Raw genomic sequence first — 21,475 nt, forward strand, 5'->3', positions numbered from 1 at the left:
TCGACTCCCCCCCTCAAGGGGGCAACACCGGCGGCCCGGCAAAGCCGGTTCCGCGGTGTTCCCGGCCTCCGAGAAAATGAATCCCTTGCCATGACACATCGCACCCGCATCCCTTCGCTGTCCGCGCTCGCCTTCGCGGCCATGGTGGCCGGCTGCGCCGTAGGCCCTGCATACCAGGTGCCAAGCTCGGCCATGCCCGCCGGGTGGAAGGAGCAGAAGACCGCCGAAGGCTGGCTGCCCGCCGCCCCGGCCGATGCGCTCGACCGTGGCGATTGGTGGAAGCTTTTCGGCGATGCCACGCTCGATGAACTGGCGGCCCGCGTGCAGGTGTCGAACCAGAACATTGCCGCGGCCGTGGCCAACTACGCGCAGGCGCAGGCCCTGGTGCGGGGAGAGCGCGCCGCGCTGTTTCCCACGGTATCGCTCGACGGCAGCGGCCGGCGAAGCGGCAACATCGGCGGCACCAGCAATGCGTCCAACACCTTTTCGGCCACGCTGGGCGTCGACTGGGCACCCGATGTGTGGGGCCGGCTGCGGCAAGCCGTAACCAGCGCAGAGGCCAATGCGCAGGCCAGCGAGGCCGACCTGGCGTCGGCACGCCTCTCGGCCATCGGCGACCTGGCCACCAATTATTTTTCGCTGCGCGAAGCCGACGCCGAGATCGTCCTGCTCGACCAGACCATCGAGGGCTACCAGCGCGCCTTCGAGATCACGAGCAACCGCTACAAGGCCGGCATTGCGGCCCAGACAGACGTGCTGCAGGCGCAGACCCAGCTCGTGACCGCGCAGGCCGAGCGCGTGGGCCTGCAGCGCACCCGCACCACGCTGGAGCACGCCATTGCCATGCTGGTGGGCGTGGCGCCGGCCGACTTCAGCCTGCCGGCCGCGCAGTGGACACCCACGGTGCCGGGCATTCCCACGGGCGTGCCTTCGACGCTGCTGCAGCGCCGGCCCGACATCGCGGCGGCCGAACGTGCGGTGGCGGCGGCCAATGCGCAGATCGGCATCGCCCGGTCGGCGTACTTCCCGAACTTCGGGCTCAGCGCTTCGGTGGGCAGCAGCGCGAGCCGCGTGAAAGACCTGTTCAACGCATCCAACACGCTGTGGGCGCTCGGCCTCTCGGTGGCGCAGGTGGTGTTCGATGCGGGCGCCATCGGCGCGAGCGTCGACTCGGCCAAGGCGGCCCACGAGGCCAGCGTGGCACGCTACCGGCAGGCGGTGCTCACGGCGTTCCAGGGGGTGGAAGACCAGTTGACGGCCGGCGCCGCGCTCGCGCAGCAGGAGGGCCTGCGGCGCGAGGCTTCGGCCGCCGCCGACAAGACCGAGCAGCAGCTGCTCAATCGCTATCGCGCGGCCCAGGTCAGCTACACCGAGGTGGTCACGGCGCAGGCAGCGGCCCTCGGTGCGCGGCGCACGCTGGTGCAGCTGCAGGTGAATCGACAGACCGCGGCGGTGGCGCTCATCCAGGCCCTTGGCGGCGGCTGGCAACAGCCCACCCCTCCGCGCTGAGCGGAGCGAACAACCTGTGCGCGGGATGGGCGGTTGCCCATCCCTTCAGCTGCGCCGCGGGTTGCGCGCGGAGCCGTTCCTCTTCACGGCGCGATCGTCATGCGCTCAATGCGCGTGACGGTCCAGCGACCCGCCGAGGTAGTCCTTGTCGGTCACCAGAACCCAGAGTGCGAGCACCAGGATCGCCGCCGCCACGAGCACTGCGTTCACCATCGCCTTCTCGACGGTGGCGAAGCCGAGTATCCACGGCGACGCAGCCAGCCAGATGGCGATCGCGCCTTCGGTCCACTCTTCCCATGCACGCGGTACCAGGGTCGCCCCCAGCGCCACCGCGCCCAGCACGACGCCTGTCGCCACTGCGGTCCACATGGCGTAAGTGACGTCCTGGAACCCCAGGACCCAAGGCGAGATGATCAGCCACGCGCCGAGCGCGACGCTGACCGGGTCTTGCCAATGTTTCACCTGCTTCATGGTCATTACCTCCTGTCGCGGCACAAAACCGCGACAGTTCTTCGACCGTTCGGGCTCGACGGGGTTCCGCCAATGCGGCGCTGCAGCACGCGGATTCGGCTCGGAGGCCTAATTTCCGCGCGGCACGGGCGGCACCAGATAGGCACCTGACTCGAACAGCTGCGCCTCGGCCTGGTCGATGCGCCGGATCACCGGCTTGCCAGCGCGGCTCGCGAGCAGTTCGACCAGCGCCTCGGTCACGGCAACCCCCGCCGCCACCGACGGGAAGAAAGAAGGGCTGTTGATCGTGAAAAGCAGCGTCTCGTCCGCCAGCAGCGACAGCGGCGAGGCCACGCTGTCGGTGATGGCCACGATGCGGCAGCCGGCGGCCTTGGCCGCCTGCGCCACCTGCAGCGCCTCGCGCGAGTAGGGCATGAAGCTGGCCACCACCAGGGCGTCGCCCTTGGCAAAGGCGCGCTGCTGCATTTCGAGCGAGCCGCCCTGGCCGTCCACCAAGTGCACGCTGGCGCGAAACAACCGGTACACGTAGACGAACGAAAACGCGATCGGAAAGCAGGCCCTGAAACCCGCCGCGTGGACGGCCGGCGCCTTCTCGATCAGCGCACAGGCTTTTTGCAGCGCCTGCTCGCTCTGCTGGTGCGTGGCCTCGAGGTTGCGGCGCTGCACCTCGAACATCTCGGCCGTCAGGCTTCGGTCCTGCGCGCGGCCGATGAGTTGCTTGGCCCGCCCGCCATAGGTTTCGCTGCCCAGGCCCATGTCGCCGGCAAAGGCTTCCTTGAGCTGTGGCCAGCCCACATAGCCCAGGTGCTGCGCGAAACGCACCAGCGTGGCGGGCGTGCTCTGTGCGCGCGTGCCCACGTTGCGCATCGATGCGGTCACCACCTCGTTGGGGTGGTCCAGCACGTAGCGCGCGACCTGCTGCAGGGCCGGGCTCAGCTCGTTGAAACGCTGGCGGATCTGGTCTCTGGCGCCCATGGCGGTCTCTCTTTTCCTTCTGCTGTTGGAACGAATGTACCGGACATGGAATGATGGAACAGTTGACGAAACAAATGTTCCAAACAATAATGCGACGGAAACGTTGGTTCCAAGCACGCATCCACCATCCACCGCCGCCCAGCCGCCATGACGCACGTCTTTCATCGCCACCTTCGCCAGACCCCGCCCGTTGCCGCCGGCTCCGGCGGCATGTTCATCCGCGACGCCGAAGGCCGCGAATACCTCGATGCCTCGGGCGGCGCGGCCGTGTCGTCGCTCGGCCACGCGCACCCCGAGGTGCTGGCGGCCATGCATGCGCAGATCGACAAGCTGGCCTACGCGCACACCAGCTTCTTCACGAGCGAAGTGGCCGAGCAATTGGCCGACGAGCTGATCGCTTCCGCCCCCGAGGGCATGAGCCATGCGTACCTGGTGAGCGGCGGGTCCGAGGCGGTCGAGGCGGCACTCAAGATGGCGCGTCAGTATTTCGTCGAGATCGGGCAGCCGCAGCGCACGCACTTCATCGCGCGCCGCCAGAGTTATCACGGCAACACGCTGGGCGCGCTGGCCGTGGGCGGCAATGCGTGGCGGCGCGAGCCATTTGCGCCCATCCTCGTGCCGGCGACGCATGTGGCGCCGTGCTACCCCTACCGCGAGCAGCGTGCCGGCGAGAGCGCCGAGCAATACGGCCTGCGCCTTGCGGCCGAGCTCGAGGCGGCCATCGTTGCGCAGGGCGCCGATCGCGTCATCGCCTTCGTGGCCGAAACGGTGGGGGGCGCCACGGCTGGCGTGCTCACGCCCGTGCCGGGCTACTTCAAGGCCGTGCGCGCGGTGTGCGACAAGTACGGCGTGCTGCTGATCCTGGACGAGGTGATGTGCGGCATGGGCCGCACCGGCACGCTGCATGCCTGCGAACAGGAGCGCGTGGTGCCCGACCTGATGACCATCGCCAAGGGCCTGGGCGGCGGCTACCAGCCGATCGGCGCGGTGCTGGCGCAGGGCGGGATCGTCGAGGCCATGTCGAAGGGCAGCGGCTTCTTCCAGCATGGCCACACCTACCTCGGCCATCCGATGGCCTGTGCGGCGGCGCTCGCGGTGCAGCAGGTGATCCGGCGCGACGGCTTGGTCGCCAAGGTGCGCGAAGACGGCGCAGCCTTCGGCGCCATGCTGGCCGAGGCGCTCGGCGGCCATGCGCACGTGGGCGACATCCGCGGCCGCGGCTTCTTCTGGGGCATCGAGCTGGTGGCCGACCGCGCGAGCAAGGCGCCGTTCGATCCGGCCTTGAAGGTCAATGCAGCCCTCAAGAAGGACGCCATGGCGCGCGGCCTGCTGTGCTACCCCTTCGGCGGCACGGTCGATGGCCGGCAGGGCGACCACGTGCTGCTGGCGCCGCCGTTCATCGCGACGCGGCAAGACCTGCGGGAAATCGCCACCCGACTTGCGGCTTCGATCGACGCAGTGACGAGTGCCGTCGCGCGCTGACCACTGCCCAATTTTCTTTCGCCGTTTTCTTCAACCGCCGTTCCAAGGAGCGCTTCCATGCCCAAGCTTCGTCTGCCGATTCCCTTCGGCGCTGCCGCTCTCGCGGTAGCCTTCGCCCTGTTGTTGCCGCACACGGCCGCACAGGCCCAGGACAACAACGACACCCTCGCCAAGATCAAGGCGAGCGGCACCATCACCTTCGGCTACCGCGAGTCGTCGTTCGGCTTCTCGTACCTCGACGGCAACCTGAAGCCCGTGGGCTACAGCATCGAGATCTGCAATCGCATCGTCGAAGCGGTGAAGAGCGAGCTCAAGCTGCCGGCCGTCGAGATCAAGTACCAGGCCGTGACCTCGGCCAACCGCATTCCGCTGGTGCAGAACGGCACGGTCGACATCGAGTGCGGCTCCACCACCAACCTGGTGGAGCGCCAGAAACAGGTGGCGTTCTCGCCCGACATCTTCCGCTACAACGTGCGCATGCTGGTCAAGGCCGATTCTGGCATCAGGAGCATTGCCGACCTGCAGGGCAAGACGGTGGTCACCACCACCGGCACCACCTCGTTTCGCCTGCTGCGCGAGGCCGACAAGGGCCGCAATCTCGAGGTGAACAACCTCGGCGGCAAGGACCACAGCGACTCGTTCCTGCTGGTGGAAAGCGGCAGGGCGCAGGCCTTCGTGCTCGACGACATCCTGCTGGCCGGCCAGGTCGCGAACGCGCGCAACCCGAAGGACTTCATCATCACCGGCGAGAGCCTGCGCACCGAGAACCAGTCGCTCATGTTCCGCAAGGATGATCCGGCCTTCAAGGCGCTGGTGGATCGCGTGGTGTCGGGCATGATGAAGTCCGGCGAGATGGAGAAGCTCTACAACAAGTGGTTCATGTCGCCGATTCCGCCCAAGGGCATCAACATCAACTACCCGCTCAACGCCGAGACGAAAGAGGCCTTTGCCAATCCGTCTTCGAAGGGCATCTGACCGCCGTTCCCGCATGACCCGCATCGCACTCATCCACGCGCTTTCGCATTCGGTCGCGCCCATCAACGCCGCTTTCGAACGCGACTGGCCCGAAGCCGTGCGCATGAACCTGCTGGACGACAGTCTCTCGGCCGATCTTGCGCGCGGTGGGCGCGGCCTCGACGCCGCCATGCGCGAGCGATTCCAGCGGCTCGCGCAGTACGCGGTCGATACCGGCGTGCAGGGTATTCTCTTCACCTGCTCGGCCTTCGGGCCGTGCATCGAGGCGGTGGCGCGGCGGCATGCGGGCATTCCGGTGCTCAAGCCCAACGAGGCCATGGTCGCCGAGGCCGCGCAAGCTCAGAGCGAAGGGCAGGGCAAGCTCGGCCTCATCGCAACCTTCGCGGCCACGCTCGTGTCGATGCCGCCCGAATTTCCGCCCGGCACCGCGCTCGAGCCCGTGCTGGCCGAAGGCGCGCTCGATGCGCTGAACGCCGGCGACACACAGCGCCACGATACGTTGATCGCCGCGCAGGCCGTGGCGCTGCGCCATCGCGGCTGCACGCGCATTGCGCTGGCGCAGTTCAGCATGGCGCGCGCACGCACGGCCTGCGAGCAAGCGAGCGGCCTGCCGGTGCTCACCACCGTCGACAGTGCGGTTCGGGCCCTGCGGCTGCGCACCGGTCAAGTTCCTGGATAAAGCCCGCAGCTGCCCGGGGCCAGCTGAACCTGGCCTGACTCGATGCCTCGCCATAATTGACGCTCTTTAAAGGAGTAAGCGTGGACATCGTTTTGCTGGTGAAGGCCGCCGTCATGGGCATCGTCGAGGGGCTGACAGAGTTTCTGCCCATCTCGTCGACCGGACATCTGATTCTTGCGGGCTCGTTGCTCGGCTTCGACGACGCCAAGGCCAAGGTGTTCGACATCGCCATCCAGACCGGTGCGATCTTCGCGGTGATCCTGGTGTACTGGCAGAAGATCCATTCCACCGTGGTGGCATTGCCGCGGCAGGCCAAGGCAAGGCGTCTCGCGCTCAACGTGATCATCGGCTTCATTCCCGCCGTGGTGCTCGGGCTGATATTCGGCAAGATGATCAAGGAGCAGCTCTTCACGCCCGTGGTGGTGGCAAGCACCTTCATCATCGGCGGCTTCATCATCCTGTGGGCCGAGAAGCGTCCGCCGGGCTCGATCCGCATCGAGCACGTCGACGACATGACGGTGTGGGACGCCCTCAAGGTCGGCCTGGTGCAGTGCTTCGCGATGATTCCGGGCACCAGCCGCAGCGGCTCGACCATCATCGGCGGCATGCTGCTTGGCCTGTCGCGGCAGGCGGCCACGGACTTCTCGTTCTTCCTTGCCATTCCGACGCTGATCGGCGCCGGTGCCTACAGCCTCTACAAGGAACGCGCACTGCTCTCGATGGCCGACGTTCCGCTGTTCTCCGTGGGGCTGGTGTTCTCGTTCGTCAGCGCGTGGCTCTGCGTGCGCTGGCTGCTGAAGTACATCAGCACGCACGACTTCATTCCGTTTGCCTGGTACCGCATCGCCTTCGGCATCGTGGTGCTGGCGACGGCATGGACGGGGACGGTGGTCTGGGCGGAGTAGCAAGGAACGTGGCGTGCGGCTTGGCACGGCCACGAAGCAGCAGCGCTATCGCAGCAGAATGGTTCCGTTGGCCATGCGGTAGGCCGAGCCGGCCCGCGAGCCGAGCGCCAGCTTTCCATAGATGTTCCTGGTGCGGCGTTCCACCGCAAGCCGGGGGGTCGAAAGCGTTTCGGCGATGTCGCGGTGGGTGAGGCCCTGCACCACGAGTTCCAGCATGTTGCGTTCGCGCGGCGTCAGCATCACGTCCGGCATGGACAGCAAGTCGCTCGCGTGATCGGCATGCCACGCGAGAATGCGCCGGGCAATGGCCGCATCGATGAGCGCGCCGCCTTGTTCGATGCTTCGCAGCGCGATGCTGAGTTCGAGATCGTCGCGTACCTTCAGCAAATAGGCCACGGCGCCTGCGCGCAATGCCGAAAAAATGGTTTCCTCGGTGCGCAACGAGGCGGAAATTGCCACCGCGGACACCTGCGGGTGGTGCGCTTGCAGCCATTCGATGAGCTCGATACCGCGGCCGTCCGGCAGTCCGATATCCACCAGGGCGACGCCGAAGCGCTGGCTCTCGAACAATTGCATGGCCGTCGCGTCGTCGTCGGTCCACGCGATCTGCGGCTCGTCGCATCCGAGCATCGACAAAACGTAGTGCAAACGTTCCTGCATCGCCCGGTCGTTTTCGACCACGAGGGTCGGGCTCAGGGAGATGGCTTCAACGGCTTCTGACTGAGAAGTTGACATTCGTGGAACATTTTGAAGCGGGGGTCTGCGAAGTGGGACGTTTTTACTTATTTTCGTCAAATGTTACCGACAATTTCAATTTGTATCATCTGGTCTGTTCCCCTCTTGACAGGTCCATGGCGGGCTGGCCCATCCGGGCGGATGCAGACTTGTCCACCACGAAGCCGCAGCCGTCGTCGCGCACGCTGAGCCTCAGTTCGGCGCCGGCGCGCGACACTGCCACATCCACGCGGCGACTTGCGCTGTGCTTGAGCACATTGGTCAGTGCCTCCTGCAGAAAGCGCAGCAGGTCGAGGCTCTGCGAGGTTGGGCGCCGCCGCGCTCCCGTGCACCGGGCGCATCGAAGGGAATGCCAGCCGAGGCAACGCGCTTTCTTGGCGCGCGAGATGCGCTGCTCCATGGCGCTTTCACCCACCAGAAAGGCACGCACAATTTCCTGCACCGAGAGGCCCGAGACGACGCGCATCGGGCCGACAGCCGCCGTGAAGAAAATGCGCCTGCGCGGGAGGCTCGGTGTCCGTGGGTCGAGCCGCTACCCAATCAGACCAGCAGGTTGCGAAGCGACGCCTCGATGGCCGCGGCGGTGGCCAGCGGCTTTTCCATGGGAAACAGGTGCGTGCCGTCGAGCATGGCAATGCGCCCCTTGGTGACTTGCTCGGTCATCGCCATTCCCACCTGCTTCATCTCGGCCGACTGGCGCCCGCCGATGAAGGCCACCTTGCACTTGAGCGGGTGGCGGCGCAGCAGGGCGCCGAGGTTGTGGGGCAAGGTGTTGTAGATGGCCGTTTCCACGTTGCGGTCGAAGCTCAGCTCGCGCGTGTCGTCGCTGTCGAAGGTGCCGTGGTCGATATAGTCGTGAAGCACCTGCTCGTCCCACTTGGCAAAGGCCTTCTTGCTGCGGAAGTGCTCGAACACCGCCTCGCGGTGCGCCCAGCGGTTCTTGCGCCGGCGGCTGATGGCGCCGGGCGACACGGTCTTCATCAGCGGGGTGCGCTTCACGAGGCTCAGCGTGTTCGCGCGCCAGCCGCCCAGGATGGGCGAATCGAGCAGCACCACGCCGCAGGCGAGTGCCGGATGCATGGCCGCGCACATCAGGCTCAGGAACCCGCCAAGCGAATGGCCGACCAGGAACACCGGCCTGCTGGCGCGGTCGGCGTGCTGCTGCGCGAAGTCGGCCAGCTGCTGCACCAGGTGCGGCCAGTTGTCGGTGACCGGGTACTTCGGGTCGTGCCCGAACTTCTCGATGGCATCGACCTCGAAGCCGCGGTTGCGCAGGCTGTCGAGAACGACGCGGTAGGTGCTCGCAGGGAAACTGTTGCCGTGCGAGAAGACGACGGGGGGCATCACCATGGCCGGGTTCGGCCTCAGATGAGTTTTTCGTCGGGCGTCGAAATCTTGCGCAGCGGGCTGTGGCGCGTGGCGGGCATCTTGAGCGGATGCTCGGTGGCGGCGTCGTCCCACACCGGGTCTTCGATGCTGTCGAACACCTCGCGCAGCTTCTGGCCCCAGCTGTTGTGCATCATGCGGTAGTAGGGGTTGTCGGCGTCGATGCAGATGACGCGGTCGGTCTCGAACTTGTTGGCCTCGTACACCACCAGGTCGAGCGGCAGGCCGACCGAAAGGTTCGACTTCATGGTCGAGTCCATCGAGACCAGCGCGCACTTGGCGGCTTCGTCGAGCGGGGTTTCGGGCGTGAGCACGCGGTCGAGCACGGGCTTGCCGTATTTCGATTCGCCGACCTGGAAGTAGGGCGTCTCGGTGGTGGCCTCGATGAAGTTGCCGGCCGCGTAGACCAGGAACAGGCGCATCCCTTCGCCCTTGACCTGCCCGCCGAAGATGAACGAAACGTTGAAATCGAGCCCCGCATGCTTGAGCGCCTCGGCGTCGCGGTCGTACACGTGGCGCACGGCCGAGCCGAGTACGCGCGCGGCGTCGAACATGCTCTTGGCGTTCCAGATGGTGATGGGGTCGCCCTGGGTGCCGTCTTCCCGGGTCTCGCGCAGCTCCTCGATCTGGAGGATTTCGCGCACCGACTGGGAGATGCTCAGGTTGCCAGCCGACAGCAGCACCATGACGCGGTCGCCCGGCTGCTCGTAGACGATCATCTTGCGGAAGGTGCTGATGTGGTCCACGCCCGCGTTGGTACGGGAGTCGGAGAGAAACACCAGGCCGGCGTTGAGTTTGATGCCTACGCAGTAAGTCATGAGTTCGTCTCGCATGAATCAGGCCCGGTCAGCCGACGGCACTGTGTTCACGCGTGTTCAGTTTTTGGAGCGCATAGAGCGCGTCGAGGGCTTCGCGCGGGCTCATGGTGTCGGGATCAAGCGCAGCCAAGGCGGATTCTACGGCGCTGGCCATGGGAGTTTCGGCCGCGGGCGGCGGTGCGAACAGGTCGACCTGTGCGCGAGTTTGCGCATGCTGCGATTCAAGTGCCTCCAGTGCCTGCCGCGCATGATTGACCACCGCGGCGGGCATGCCGGCAAGCCGCGCCACCTGGATGCCGTAGCTCTTGCTGGCCGGGCCGGGCTGCATTTCGTGCAGAAACACGATGTCGCGGCCTGCTTCGGTGGCGCTCACGTGCATGTTCACCGCACAGTGGTGCGTGGCCGGAAATTCGGTCAGCTCGAAGTAGTGGGTGGCAAAGAGCGTGAACGCCTTGCTGCGGTCGTGCAGCTGGGCCGCAATGCCGGCCGCCAGCGCCAGGCCGTCGAAGGTGCTGGTGCCGCGGCCGATTTCGTCCATCAGCACCAGCGACTGGGCGGTGGCGCTGTGCAGAATCTGCGCGGCCTCGGTCATCTCGAGCATGAAGGTCGACTGCGCGTTGGCCAGGTCGTCCGCCGCGCCGATGCGGGTGTGGATCGCGTCGATCGGCCCCAGCCGGCAGGCCGCGGCCGGCACGTGCGAGCCGATGGAGGCCAGCAGCACGATGATGGCCACCTGCCGCATGTAGGTCGACTTGCCGCCCATGTTGGGGCCGGTGATGATCTGCATGCGCTGCTGCGGCCCCAGCTGCGTGTCGTTGGCAATGAAGCCGCCCGACGATTTTTCGGCCAGCCGCGCTTCCACCACTGGATGGCGGCCTTGCTGGATCTCGATGCACGGATGCGACACGAAGCTCGGCGCGCGCCAGTGCAGCGTGTGCGAGCGCTCGGCCAGCGCGCACAGCGTGTCGAGCGTGGCAATGGCGCCGGCCAGCTGCGTGAGCGCGGGCACCGAGGGCTGCAGCGCATCGAGCAGCTGCTCGTAGAGCCACTTCTCGCGGGCCAGCGCGCGGTCTTGCGCGCTCAGCGCCTTGTCCTCGAAAGCCTTGAGCTCGGGCGTGATGAAGCGTTCGGCGTTCTTCAGCGTCTGGCGGCGGCGGTAGTTGTCGGGCACCTTCGAGAGCGCGCTTTGCGTCACCTCGATGTAGAAGCCGTGCACGCGGTTGAACTGCACCCGCAGGTTGCTGATACCGGTGCGCTCGCGTTCGCTCACCTCGAGCTTCAGCAGGAAGTCGTCGCAGTTCTCGCTGATGGCGCGCAGCTCGTCGAGCTCGGCGTCGTGGCCGGTGGCGATCACCCCGCCATCGCGCACCAGCGCCGACGGGTCGGGCTTGATGGCGCTCACCAGGAGGTCGGCGCAGCCCGGCGGCGGCGCAAGCCGCTCGGCAATCCGGTCGAGCAGCGCGGCCGATGCGGGAAGGAGCGGCGCCAGCTGCTCGGCCTTGGCGAGCGCCAGGCGCAGCGCCAGCAGCTCGCGCGGTCGCACCTGCCTGAGCGCGATGCGCGCCGCGATGCGCTCCACGTCGCTCGTGTTCTTGAGCTGCTCGCGCAGCGAGCGCCAGGGGGCGGCCGTGCCGCCCAGCACCGTGGACTGCAGTGCACCGATGGCTTCGAGCCGGGCCTGCGCCTCGCCGCGCTCGCGCCGGGGCGACAGCAGCCAGCGCTTCAGAAGGCGGCTGCCCATGCCCGTCATGCAGGTGTCGAGCAGCGAGAACATCGTGGGCGAATCTTCGCCGCGCAGCGTCTGCACCAGCTCCAGGTTGCGCCGCGTGGTGGGCGGCAGCTCGATCAGGTCGCCGTCGCGCTCCACCGAGAGGCGCTGCACATGCGAGAGGGCGCGGCCTTGCGTGTGCTCGGCGTAGCCGAGCAGCGCAGCCGCCGCGGCATGCGCGTTGGAAAGCGATTCGGCATTCCAGGCGGCCAGGCTGTTGCTGCCCATCTGCTCGCTGAGCTTGCGTTCGCCCAGGCCGCCGTCGAACTGCCAGGCCGGGCGGATCGAGAGCGTGAAAGGCGTGGCCGCGCGCGCGGCCTTCAGCCGCTGCTCGAAGGCCGGCGTGACCTCGGCGCTGTAGAGCAGCTCGCTCGGCGCGATGCGCGCGATCCAGGCTTCGAGCGCGTCGGCCGGGCATTCGGCCAGCCGCAGCTCGGCCCCCGTGACGCTGAGCCAGGCTAGCCCGCAGAAGTTGCGAGTGCCCGCATGCACTGCCAGCAGCAGCGATTCGCTCTTGTCGTTGAGCAGTTCCGAGTCGGTCAGCGTGCCGGGCGTGACGACCCGCACCACCTTGCGCTCCACCGGCCCCTTGCTGGCGCCGACCTCGCCCACCTGCTCGCAGATGGCGACCGATTCGCCGAGCTTGATGAGCCGCGCGAGGTAGGTGTCGACCGCATGGAAGGGCACGCCGCACATCACCACCGGCTGGCCGGCCGACTGGCCGCGCTGGGTGAGCGTGATGTCGAGCAGGCGCGCGGCCTTTTCGGCGTCGGCCCAGAACAGCTCGTAGAAATCGCCCATCCGGTAGAACAACAGGGTGTCCGGATGGTTCGCTTTGAGGCCCAGGTACTGCGCCATCATCGGCGTATGCCCGGAGAAGTCGCTGGTCGAGGGGGAGGGTTGCGCAGTCGTCGTTTTCACTCGGACGATTATCGGGGACGGCGGACGGCCCGGCCGGCGATCGGCGCCGCTCTAAAATCTGTCGGCGCGAACCCCGCGTGAAGAACAAGGCGCCCATGGTCCACCCGGATGAATTCAAAGGCCCTGACGCAGACGCGCTGCCCGATACCGCGACCTTGCCCGCAGAACTCGCCGCGCTGTACCTCTGCATGTCGCCGGCCCAGCTCGCCGACCTGCGCAAATCGAGACGCCCGGATGGGCGAGCAGGCAACGGCCCGCCCATCATCAAGCCTGTGGAAAGCGCCACAAAGGGACCGAAAGACCCGGTGCTCTACGAACTCGGCACCTTGCGCGACTTTGCCAGGTCGCATGCCGCCCCGACGGCCTTCGACACCGCGTTGAACTCCGGCATGCTGGGCTGGGTGTCCGCCAAGCTGCCCTTCTTCGCCGAGCCCGAACCCCGCGTCAAGCGCGGCCGTCGCGTGCTCATCGGCGGCGCCTGGGACCGGGCGGACCCCCTGCGCGAGCAACGCTTCAAGGAGCTGGCGAAGGGCCGCATCCGCTTCACATCACTGACATGCGCCGAAGCCGCCGCGAGCCTGTGGGCCGATGTTGCAAGCCACGCTGAGTTCGCCGAAAAAGGACTCGCCCTGCTCAGGAGCGAGACGCAGGCCATCGAGGCTTCGCTGGCAGCCACCGGCCTCCTGGCCGCGGCTTCGAATCCGGATGCGGTGAAGACCTGAGCCCACATCCAGCCTGACCATGGACGAGTACCGATGCTGATCAACTGCGTTGCCTATGAAAACGGCGCCAAGCTCGCCGATATTCCGGTGGAGGACATCAGCGAATACATCATCCGGCCCGGCTGCTTCGTCTGGGTGGCGCTCGCCGATGCCACGCCGGAAGAGCTGGCCCAGATGCAGGAGGAGTTCAGCCTGCATCCGCTGGCCGTGGAAGATGCCCACCACGGCCACCAGCGGCCCAAGGTGGAGGAATATGGCGACTCGCTCTTCGTGGTGATGCACCTGGTCGAGCCCGCCCCAGAGGGCGAGCATTGGGTGAACGTTGGAGAGGTCAACGTGTTCGTGGGCAAGAACTACGTGCTCTCGGTGCGCAACCGCAGCAAGCGCGGCTTTCTGGGCGTGCGCGAGCGCTGCGAGCGCGAGCCCGAATTGCTGCGCAACGGTGCGGGCTTCGTGCTCTACGCGCTGATGGATGCGGTGGTCGACCGCTACTTTCCGGTCATCGACGCGCTCGAGGTGGAGCTGGAATTCATCGAGCAGCAGATCTTCACGCAAGGCGGCGCGGCCCGCGACAAGATCAAGCAACTGTACGACCTGAAGCGGCGCAGCTTGATTCTCAAGCGCGCGGTGGCTCCGCTGGTGGAGGCGGCCGGCAAGCTGCACGGCGGACGCGTGCCGCAGATCTGCGTCACATCGCAGGAATATTTTCGCGACGTGGCCGACCACCTGGGGCGGATCAACGGCTCCATCGACGCCATGCGCGACACCATCGGCACCGCCATTTCGGTGAACCTTTCGATGGTCACCATCGAAGAGAGCGAAGTGACCAAGCGGCTTGCCGCCTGGGCCAGCATCTTTGCGGTGTGCACCGCGTTCGCGGGCATCTGGGGCATGAACTTCGAGCACATGCCCGAGCTGAAATTGCGCTATGGGTATGCGGCGGCGCTGGCGCTGATGGGCGGCACCTGCAGCTACCTCTATTACCGGTTCAGGCGAGCCGGCTGGCTCTGAACCTTATTTATTTCTTTCTCCCTCCCCTTCCGGGGGAGGGCCGGGGTGGGGCAAGCGGCGCACCGAGCACCAAGGCCCTTCCATCGGCCGTGTGCCCCCATCCCAACCTTCCCCCGGAGGGGGAAGGAGCAACGCGGGTTACTCGTCGTGCGTGTCGTGCGTGGCGACCGCGCCGCGCCGCCAGTAGCCCGAGGCGCGAACCCATTTCGGGTTGGCGCCGCGCTCGCCCACCAGGTGCGCGCGCAATGCCTTCGCAATCGCCGATTCGCAGCCCACCCATGCATGAAAGTCGCCGGCAGGCAGCTTCATCGCCTCGAGCGCATCGACCAGCACGGGGCTTACCCCCGGCTCGGCGCCGTTGCGGTGCACCCACCGAAGCGTGAGCTCGGTCTGCGTCTCGAACGGAATATGGTCGGCTTCGCTGTCGACCTCTGCCAGCACCACCACCCGCGCGCCGGCCGGCAGCTCGGCCAGGCGCCGTGCGATGGCGGGCAGGGCGGTGTCGTCGCCGATCAGCAGGTGCCAGTCGAACTCGGTCGGCACGATGAACGAACCGCGCGGGCCGCCGACGCCCAGAACATCGCCGGGCTTTGCCTGCTCGGCCCATTGCGTGGCGGGGCCGGCCTCGTGCAGCGCGAAGTCGATTTCGAGCGTGTTGGCCTTGGCGTCGTAGCGGCGCGGCGTGTAGTCGCGCATGGTCGGGCGGCCGCTCGCGGGCCAGACCGGACCGTCCGGGCCGACAGCCGGAAGCGTGAGCTGGCCGGTTGCGGCATCGGGGAAGAAGATCTTCGAGTGGTCGTCGAAGCCCAGGCTCGTGAAACCCGCAAGGTCGTCGCCCGTCAGCGTGACGCGGATCAGGTGCGGCGTGATGCGCTGCACGGTTTTTACCGTGAGCCGGCGAAAGCGAAGCTCGTGGCGCACGCGGCGCGGCGTGCGGTCAGGCGTGTGGGAAGGTGAAGAAGCTGTAGTGGTGGTGAAGTCGGTCATGTCAAAAGAAGAAGTTCGGTCAGATGCGCTCTAACTGTTGTGCGGCGCTGTCGAGCACCGCGGCGAAATCGTGGGCTTGTTGTTCGGTGAGGGGTGTGCCCGAGAGGCGCATGCGCATGGCGAGCTTGAGGTTCTCGATGGCGCGCGTGACCTGCGGCGGGCGCCCGCCGCGCGGGCCGGCGCCGTCGACGCCGCCGTTCATGCGGGCCATCATGGCGTCGGCCGTGTCGCGGTTGGCGGCTAGAAACTCCTGGCCGCCGGGGGTGATGCTGTAGCGCTTGCGCCCGCCGGTGTCGGCCGTTTCCACGCTGAGGTAGCCCATTTCTTCGAGCAGCGTGAGCGTGGGGTAGACCACGCCGGGGCTCGGCGCGTAGCTCCCGCCCAGCCGGTCTTCGATCGCCTTGATGAGTTCGTAGCCGTGAGCCGGCTTGTCGGCGATGAGCTGCAAAAGCACGAAGCGCAGGCCGCCATGGCCGAACACCCGCCCGCCGCCGCGTCCGCCGCGGCCTCCTGCGTGCATGCGCTCTTCACCGCCATGGCGGGGGGCGCAGCCGCCGGAGAGGCCGTCTTCGTGCTCGCCGCGGGGGGAGTGGCAGTGGTGATGGTGGTGGTGGCCGAAGTGGAAATGTCTCATGATGGGCATCCTTCTCGATGTGTATCGGAATTATTTTAGATATATCTAGAATAAAGTCAAACCGATACGCATCCGGACGCCCGCGCTCGTCAGGGGCCGGGCGCCTCTCCCACGGCCACGAAGCGCCGCTGCCGCATCCATTTGGTCGCCACCCATTTTTCTCCGCGAACGACAAGCCCGCCCGCATGCAGCGATGCGTGGTCGACCTGCCCGAGGCTGTTGCAGTACTCGAAGTACACCGCGCTGCCGCGTTGCGGCGACACTGACCACCCGGTTTCCGGGAACACCGTTTCGCCGCCTTCTTCCACCTCGTTGAGGTAGCCCACGAGCGTGCTCACGCGCTGGCCGCTGCGTTGCAGCGAGGCCTGGTTGGCCGCATTCGACGGCACCAGGAAATCGTAATGCGGCATGCTCTGCGCCCCGGCCGGGTAGTGCAGCACCTGCAGGCCCTCGCCGTTTTCCACCGGCAGGTTCATGAGTTCGGACAGGCGCTCGTCGAGCCGCGCGATGAAGGCGTTTTCGCGCAGCCGGAAGAACATGCCCAGGCTGCTGCGCTGTTCGCCCACGCGGTCGCGTCCGGTCAGCGGATCGACGGTGGTCGAGGGCGCCAGCCGCGGCTTGGCCAGGGCCATCAGTTCTTCGCATTCCTCGGCACTGAACACATCGTTCAGCACCGCCAAGGCCGGCTGCGCCGCGCGCGCCACCACGCGCACGAGCCGGTCCGCCGTTCGGATCGACGTGCCCGGCGGCAGCCGCGACGCCTCGTGTTCATAGGCCGGCGCCACCGTCACGGAATCGGTCGGCACGGGGCTTCCGGTGCGCAGCGCGAAGACAAAGGCATCGACGATGGCCTTGGCCGCATCAGGGGGCATGTCCTGCGCGCGCATGGCCGCCACCACCTGCGCGGGCGTGCACCCCTGGCGCAGGTTGTGCAGCACCCAGTCGCTCAGCGCGGGCGAGAAACGCAGCACGGCATCCATCGGCTCAGACGCCCTCCGGAACCCAGCCGGTTTGCGTGCGCTTGAAGTTCTGCTTCAGTTGCATCGTGCCGGCTCCGCGCACCACGCGATCCATCATCGGAAAAGCCTTCTGCACGCCGGCATCGCCGGTCCACGGCGCCGCGTCGATCTTGTAGGTGTAGGTGACGACGACGGCGGACGCATCCTTGCCGTCCTTCCGCGCTTCCCAGCCCACGACCTTGTCGAGCGCCAGGTGGGCAGCGCAGAAGTCCCCCTGTGTTTCGCGCGTGCGGAAGTATTTTTTTCCTTCTTCGGTCAGCGCATAGCGCGTGACGGCGATCTCGGTGGGCTGTTCGCCTTCCCTGGCGTCCTGCACCTTGGCTGCGGATGCGCTCACCAGACCGACGTGCTCGAGCACCGGCATCTGCACCGCGTTGCGCGAGCGGGTGCCTGCTTCCCGCTGCGGCACGTCGATGGGCCACTGTGTCTTGCCCAGGCACAGGTCGCCCTTCGTCGCCAGGTAGGCGTTCATCGCGGCCGTCAGGTTCTGCAGATTGGCTTCGTGCTGCTGCGGGCCGCAACCGGCGAGCACGGCCAGCGCAACGGCGCCCAGCACCGTGGAGATTTTTTCGTTGTTCATGGGAAGTGAGAAGGAATCAATTGACGCATGCACCCGGCTTCGTGGGGGTCGCGGGTTTCGTGTCCGCATCGCTCAAGGTGTTCAGGAAGCAGATCAGGTCGGCCATGTCCTGTTCGGACATGGGAGGCGCCGAGCCCGCGGCACGGCCGTCCATCGGCAACTGGGTATCGATGTTCGGCGCGTAGGCCGCTGGCAGGTCGTCGTACTTCTGGACCTTGCCGCCCGTGTACTGCGTAGTGACGAGGCCGTAGCCCGGAAAGCCGGGGTCGTTCTTCGCCTTGGGCGTGCCGCCCACGGTGGGATACCAGAGCTCGGGCTGCGTGTCGCGCGTGTTGTAGAAGCGGATGACCTGTTCCAGCGAATGCATCACGCCGTTGTGGAAGAAGGCGGTGCGCGTCGCCACGTTGCGCAGGGTGGGCGCCTTGAACATGCCGCAGAAGCTGTTCGCGGCATTGGGCGCGGCCGGCGCATGGTCGGTGCGCAGCGGGCCGCACACCCCCATGTCGAAATACTGGACGTTGTTGTTGGCGGGAATGCCGGCGTTGCGCGGCACGCCGATCGCCTCGTAGGAGAAGTCGGTGAACAGTGCCGAACTGCCGTTGAGGCCCGCGCCCTGGTAGTGGCACGACGCGCAGTTGCCCGTGGCCGGATTGGCGAACACCTTCAGGCCGCGCGCTTCCGCCGGCGTGAGCGCACCGCCGATCTTGTTGCCCGCGTACAGGTCGAACTTGCTGCTGTACGGATGAAAGCTCTTGTCCTCGAGCTGGTAGGCCTGCAAGGACAGCAGTGCATTGGCAAACGCGGCGTCGCTGTCGTCGAACACCTTCGCACCGAAGGCCTTGACCAAGAGCGGCGCGTAGTCGGCGGCCTGCAGCTTCTTCACCACGTCCGCGCTGCTGGCGTTGGCCATCTCGATCGGGTCGAGCAGCGGAATGCGGGCCTGCGCGGCCAGCGTGTCGGCGCGGCCGTCGGCGGTGAATCCGCCGCCCGGGCCCGGCACGCTGATGCCGTCCGGGTTGTCCAGCAGGTCGGCGTAGGGCGGGGTGATGTCCTTGTAGCGCAGCGAAGGCACGGCACGCAGGCCGGCCAGGTCCATGTGCGCGCCGCCGAGCTGCACCGAAAGATCGTTGGCCGGCGCATGCGCATGCGCCGGGTCGTGGCAGCTGGCACAGGACATGGCGCCGGAGCCCGAGAGGTTCTTGTCGAAGAACATCTTCTGGCCCACCTGCGCCGCGAGGCTCAGCGTGCTGGACGATGCGGGTGCCGCCGTCGGCGATGCGGGTGCGCCCGCCGTGGCGGCCGTGGCCGTGCCCGTGCCCGGCAGCGCGACGGCAGGGCCGCTGCCATTGCCGCCGCTGCCGCCGCATGCGACGACGAGCATCGCGCCTGCGATGCCCGCCGCACCGAGCGCCCTCATTGCTTCAGCGACCAGACATTGAGCTGGTTGGCATCCGGCCCGACCTGCGCCGTGGTCGACACGTCACCCGACTGCTTCTGCGTGTAGCCCGCCGGAATCACGAAGGCATGGTTGATCGGCCGTACGCTGTCGAAGTGCGTATCCGCGCTGCCGGCGTATTCCGGCAGGTTCATGATGTTCTCGGCTATGAAGGCCTCGGTGTACTTCGAGCGGTTCATGTACGAGCCGTCGACCGCCGGGTCGGCCAGCTGGAACATGTCCTGCAGCGTGCGCACGAACGAGAAGTGGCTGTAGGCATCGCTGTCGGACACGCCCTTGGGGGCGTTGGCCTGGTTGGTCAGAATGCCGAAGATGCTCTCGCCGTGGCCGCGGTTGCCCTTGGTGTAGTTGTTGATGGTGGCGTCCACCGACCAGGTGCCGTCCGCGTTCTGCTTGACCGGATTGGCGACCGTGCTGTTCGACACGTTCCAGCCGCAGCAGGAGTTGAAGCCGCTGGTGGCACTGCCTTCGTCGAACATCAGAACGATGGCCACGCGCTTTTGCGGGTTCTGCCACAGCGGCGAAGCCTGGATGCGCTTGACCGTGAAATCGACGTAGTTGTCGCCGCGCGTGATGATTGGCGAGACGGCGGTGGCCGACACGTTGTTGGCCACGCTGGCGCAGTCGCTCGCGGTGCCGACGCCGCCGGTGCCCTTCACGCTGATACCGTGCATGTCGTCGCACTGGTCAGGCACCACGAAGTTCAGGTTGCCGACATTGCCGCTGGCCAGGTCGGTGCCGAGCTGGTCGTAGTCGTAGCTGGCGGGAATGGCGTAGTCGGTGCTGTTCTTCAGCGCCGCGTCCCACTGGCCGCCGCCCATGGTGCGGTTGCTGTACTTCCACTCGGGCGCGCTGCGCACGTTCTGGTAGGCCATGCCGGGGTGGTGCTTGGTCTTGTACAGGCCCGCGGGCAGCGGCAGCGTGAGCGTGGCGTCGCCAATGGCCGTGGTGTTGCCGCCCAGCGTGCCCGGCGGATAGACGTTGTCCTTGGCGGTGACGGCTGCGTCGGCCACGCTATCGGTGCGGAAATCCTGGCCCGGATTCATCGACTCGCTGTACGTGCGCCAGGTCAGGCCGGCACTCGTCATTGCATTGAACAGGTTGGGCTTGCCGACGATGTTGTGGTTCACCGCGGCGGCCTGCGTGCAGGTGGCAGCGAACGGCGACTTGGCCAGGCCCGGCTGCGTGTTGTCCGGCACCGGCAGATCCTGCACGGCATTGGCGCCGGTTGCGTCGCAGTTCCACTGGCTGTCGTCGGTGATGCCCCAGTCGTCCGCACCACCCAGCGCGGTGTAGTTGGGCTCGCTCGGATTGCCGGTGGCGTAGTAGCTCACCAGCTGGTTGCCAGCCTTCAGGTAGCCGTTGATCTTGGGCGCGTAGGCCGAGTTCAGGATCGACATCGTGGCCTTGTTTTCCAGCATCACGATGAAGATGTTGTCGTAGCGCGGAATGCCTTCCACGTTGAACGCCGCCTGCTGCGACTGCAGGAAGGTGATGGGCTTGCGGTTGTCCACCACGTTCGCCGTGGCCGTGGTCACGCCGGCCATGCCGGCGAGGCGCGGATCGCCGCCGGGGTTGGCCAGCGCGTCGGGGAACTTGTCGCCGCGGTCGAGCTTGGTGGTGGCGTAGGCGAAGCGGTTGTTCAGCGCATTGGCTTCGTTGAGCAGGGCGGTCTGCACGGCGCCGCTGGCGGCGTTCACGTCGCCGAGCACGGACGCAACGGGCACGCCCAGGCGCGTGGCCAGGTTCCGCTTCTCGACGGCATAGCTCGTGCCGTTGGCCTCGACCAGCCGCGCCACTTCGGACGACAGCGGGCTGACCACCACGGCAGTGCCTTGCTCCTGCACCTGGTCGAGCATGACGCGCAGCACTTCGCGCGTGGGAACGTTGGTGTTGGTCGCGGTATTCCTGGCGTTGGTGCCGATGTCGGCAATGAGTGCCGACGCGCCGGAGAGCGACAGGCTGAACTTGCCGCTGGCATCCGTGACCGCCGCAGGCTCGCCGGTGTCGCAGCGGCCGTTGCCGTTGGCGTCCACGCAGACCGTGGCGCCGACGTAGTAGCCGGGCGCGATCACCGGGTCGGTGCTGCTGCCGGGCTTGAAGGCGCTGGCCGTGAGCACGCCACTGAAGGTGGTGTTGCCGGGGCCGGCGGGTTGGCTCGCACCTGGCTGGTTCGCGGGCGGCAGGAACGCGAACTGGCCTGCGCCGTTGTCGCCGCCTCCGCACGCGGCCAGCAGCGATGCTGCGAGCACGGTCAGGGTGGGGTACAGCAAGCCGGATCTGATGTTTGGAGTGGTTTTTTTCAATTCGTTCTTTCGGCGTGGAGGGGCATGGCGCAGCGCCGCGCAGGGTGCGTCGGCACTGGGGGCCGCGAACGAATCTAGGTTTGCCTTGTGTCAGTCAAAAGGCGAAAGACTTAGGGGCGAATTAGGGAGGCGCAAT

The 21,475-nt window shown here is 66.9% G+C and carries 20 protein-coding genes; 7 read left to right on the forward strand and 13 right to left on the reverse strand.

The annotated features are described in order from the left end of the window. Positions 1–90: 90 nt before the first annotated feature. Positions 91–1,509 (forward strand): efflux transporter outer membrane subunit, encoded by a 1,419-nt coding sequence (locus tag ACAM55_RS07180; protein WP_369655347.1) that lies wholly within the window; start codon positions 91–93, stop codon positions 1,507–1,509. A gap of 105 nt (positions 1,510–1,614) precedes the next feature. Here the strand turns inward: ACAM55_RS07180 and ACAM55_RS07185 are convergent, their stop codons facing one another. Then, complete coding sequence (locus tag ACAM55_RS07185; RefSeq protein ID WP_369655348.1) at positions 1,615–1,980, reverse strand: SPW repeat protein; 366 nt, start codon at positions 1,978–1,980, stop codon at positions 1,615–1,617. 108 nt (positions 1,981–2,088) lie between these two features. Next, positions 2,089–2,955 (reverse strand): MurR/RpiR family transcriptional regulator, encoded by an 867-nt coding sequence (locus ACAM55_RS07190; RefSeq protein WP_369655349.1) that lies wholly within the window; start codon positions 2,953–2,955, stop codon positions 2,089–2,091. A gap of 147 nt (positions 2,956–3,102) precedes the next feature. On the opposite strand from ACAM55_RS07190, the gene ACAM55_RS07195 reads away from it, so the two are divergent. From ACAM55_RS07195 to ACAM55_RS07210, 4 genes are all read left to right on the forward strand, one after another. Continuing rightward, the gene (locus ACAM55_RS07195; protein WP_369655350.1) at positions 3,103–4,437 is read left to right on the forward strand and encodes an aspartate aminotransferase family protein; all 1,335 of its coding nucleotides are present in this window, start codon (positions 3,103–3,105) and stop codon (positions 4,435–4,437) included. Between the two features lie 57 nt (positions 4,438–4,494). Then, entirely contained in the window at positions 4,495–5,412 is a 918-nt protein-coding gene (locus tag ACAM55_RS07200; protein ID WP_369655351.1) for an amino acid ABC transporter substrate-binding protein, read from the forward strand. A gap of 13 nt (positions 5,413–5,425) precedes the next feature. Further along, positions 5,426–6,091, forward strand: a complete 666-nt coding sequence (locus ACAM55_RS07205; RefSeq protein WP_369655352.1) for an aspartate/glutamate racemase family protein — start codon at positions 5,426–5,428, stop codon at positions 6,089–6,091. An 80-nt stretch (positions 6,092–6,171) separates the two neighbouring features. Continuing rightward, positions 6,172–6,996, forward strand: a complete 825-nt coding sequence (locus ACAM55_RS07210; RefSeq protein ID WP_369655353.1) for an undecaprenyl-diphosphate phosphatase — start codon at positions 6,172–6,174, stop codon at positions 6,994–6,996. A 45-nt stretch (positions 6,997–7,041) separates the two neighbouring features. On the opposite strand, the gene ACAM55_RS07215 is transcribed toward ACAM55_RS07210, so the two are convergent. The 5 genes from ACAM55_RS07215 to mutS all read right to left on the reverse strand — a co-directional run bounded on the left by ACAM55_RS07215 (position 7,042) and on the right by mutS (position 12,624). Next, complete coding sequence (locus ACAM55_RS07215) at positions 7,042–7,656, reverse strand: response regulator (protein ID WP_369655354.1); 615 nt, start codon at positions 7,654–7,656, stop codon at positions 7,042–7,044. A 160-nt stretch (positions 7,657–7,816) separates the two neighbouring features. Beyond that, positions 7,817–8,197, reverse strand: a complete 381-nt coding sequence (locus ACAM55_RS07220; RefSeq protein WP_369655355.1) for an ATP-binding protein — start codon at positions 8,195–8,197, stop codon at positions 7,817–7,819. Positions 8,198–8,271: 74 nt separating this feature from the next. After that, positions 8,272–9,081 carry an alpha/beta hydrolase gene (locus tag ACAM55_RS07225; protein WP_369655356.1) on the reverse strand — a complete coding sequence of 270 codons (810 nt, stop codon included), beginning with the start codon at positions 9,079–9,081 and terminating at the stop codon, positions 8,272–8,274. Positions 9,082–9,095: 14 nt separating this feature from the next. Continuing rightward, positions 9,096–9,935, reverse strand: a complete 840-nt coding sequence (locus tag ACAM55_RS07230) for a peptidase (RefSeq protein WP_369655357.1) — start codon at positions 9,933–9,935, stop codon at positions 9,096–9,098. A gap of 28 nt (positions 9,936–9,963) precedes the next feature. Next, positions 9,964–12,624 carry a DNA mismatch repair protein MutS gene (gene mutS, locus ACAM55_RS07235; RefSeq protein ID WP_369655358.1) on the reverse strand — a complete coding sequence of 887 codons (2,661 nt, stop codon included), beginning with the start codon at positions 12,622–12,624 and terminating at the stop codon, positions 9,964–9,966. A gap of 95 nt (positions 12,625–12,719) precedes the next feature. On the opposite strand from mutS, the gene ACAM55_RS07240 reads away from it, so the two are divergent. After that, positions 12,720–13,346 (forward strand): hypothetical protein, encoded by a 627-nt coding sequence (locus tag ACAM55_RS07240; RefSeq protein WP_369655359.1) that lies wholly within the window; start codon positions 12,720–12,722, stop codon positions 13,344–13,346. Between the two features lie 33 nt (positions 13,347–13,379). Continuing rightward, positions 13,380–14,357 carry a magnesium and cobalt transport protein CorA gene (locus tag ACAM55_RS07245; protein WP_369655360.1) on the forward strand — a complete coding sequence of 326 codons (978 nt, stop codon included), beginning with the start codon at positions 13,380–13,382 and terminating at the stop codon, positions 14,355–14,357. A 138-nt stretch (positions 14,358–14,495) separates the two neighbouring features. Here ACAM55_RS07245 and ACAM55_RS07250 read toward each other — a convergent pair whose 3' ends face one another. From ACAM55_RS07250 to ACAM55_RS07275, 6 genes are all read right to left on the reverse strand, one after another. Then, complete coding sequence (locus tag ACAM55_RS07250) at positions 14,496–15,344, reverse strand: siderophore-interacting protein (protein ID WP_369655361.1); 849 nt, start codon at positions 15,342–15,344, stop codon at positions 14,496–14,498. A 19-nt stretch (positions 15,345–15,363) separates the two neighbouring features. Next, positions 15,364–15,978, reverse strand: a complete 615-nt coding sequence (locus ACAM55_RS07255; RefSeq protein WP_369655362.1) for a PadR family transcriptional regulator — start codon at positions 15,976–15,978, stop codon at positions 15,364–15,366. An 89-nt stretch (positions 15,979–16,067) separates the two neighbouring features. Further along, positions 16,068–16,958 (reverse strand): 2OG-Fe(II) oxygenase, encoded by an 891-nt coding sequence (locus ACAM55_RS07260; RefSeq protein WP_369655363.1) that lies wholly within the window; start codon positions 16,956–16,958, stop codon positions 16,068–16,070. A gap of 4 nt (positions 16,959–16,962) precedes the next feature. Continuing rightward, entirely contained in the window at positions 16,963–17,577 is a 615-nt protein-coding gene (locus tag ACAM55_RS07265; protein WP_369655364.1) for a hypothetical protein, read from the reverse strand. 16 nt (positions 17,578–17,593) lie between these two features. Further along, positions 17,594–18,994 carry a cytochrome-c peroxidase gene (locus ACAM55_RS07270; RefSeq protein WP_369655365.1) on the reverse strand — a complete coding sequence of 467 codons (1,401 nt, stop codon included), beginning with the start codon at positions 18,992–18,994 and terminating at the stop codon, positions 17,594–17,596. Beyond that, entirely contained in the window at positions 18,991–21,306 is a 2,316-nt protein-coding gene (locus ACAM55_RS07275) for an alkaline phosphatase family protein (protein WP_369655366.1), read from the reverse strand. The genes ACAM55_RS07270 and ACAM55_RS07275 overlap by 4 nt, the downstream gene beginning before the upstream one ends. Between the last annotated feature and the right edge of the window lie 169 nt (positions 21,307–21,475).

Origin of the sequence: Variovorax sp. V213, assembly GCF_041154455.1 — a bacterium.
Taxonomy (GTDB): domain Bacteria; phylum Pseudomonadota; class Gammaproteobacteria; order Burkholderiales; family Burkholderiaceae_C; genus Variovorax.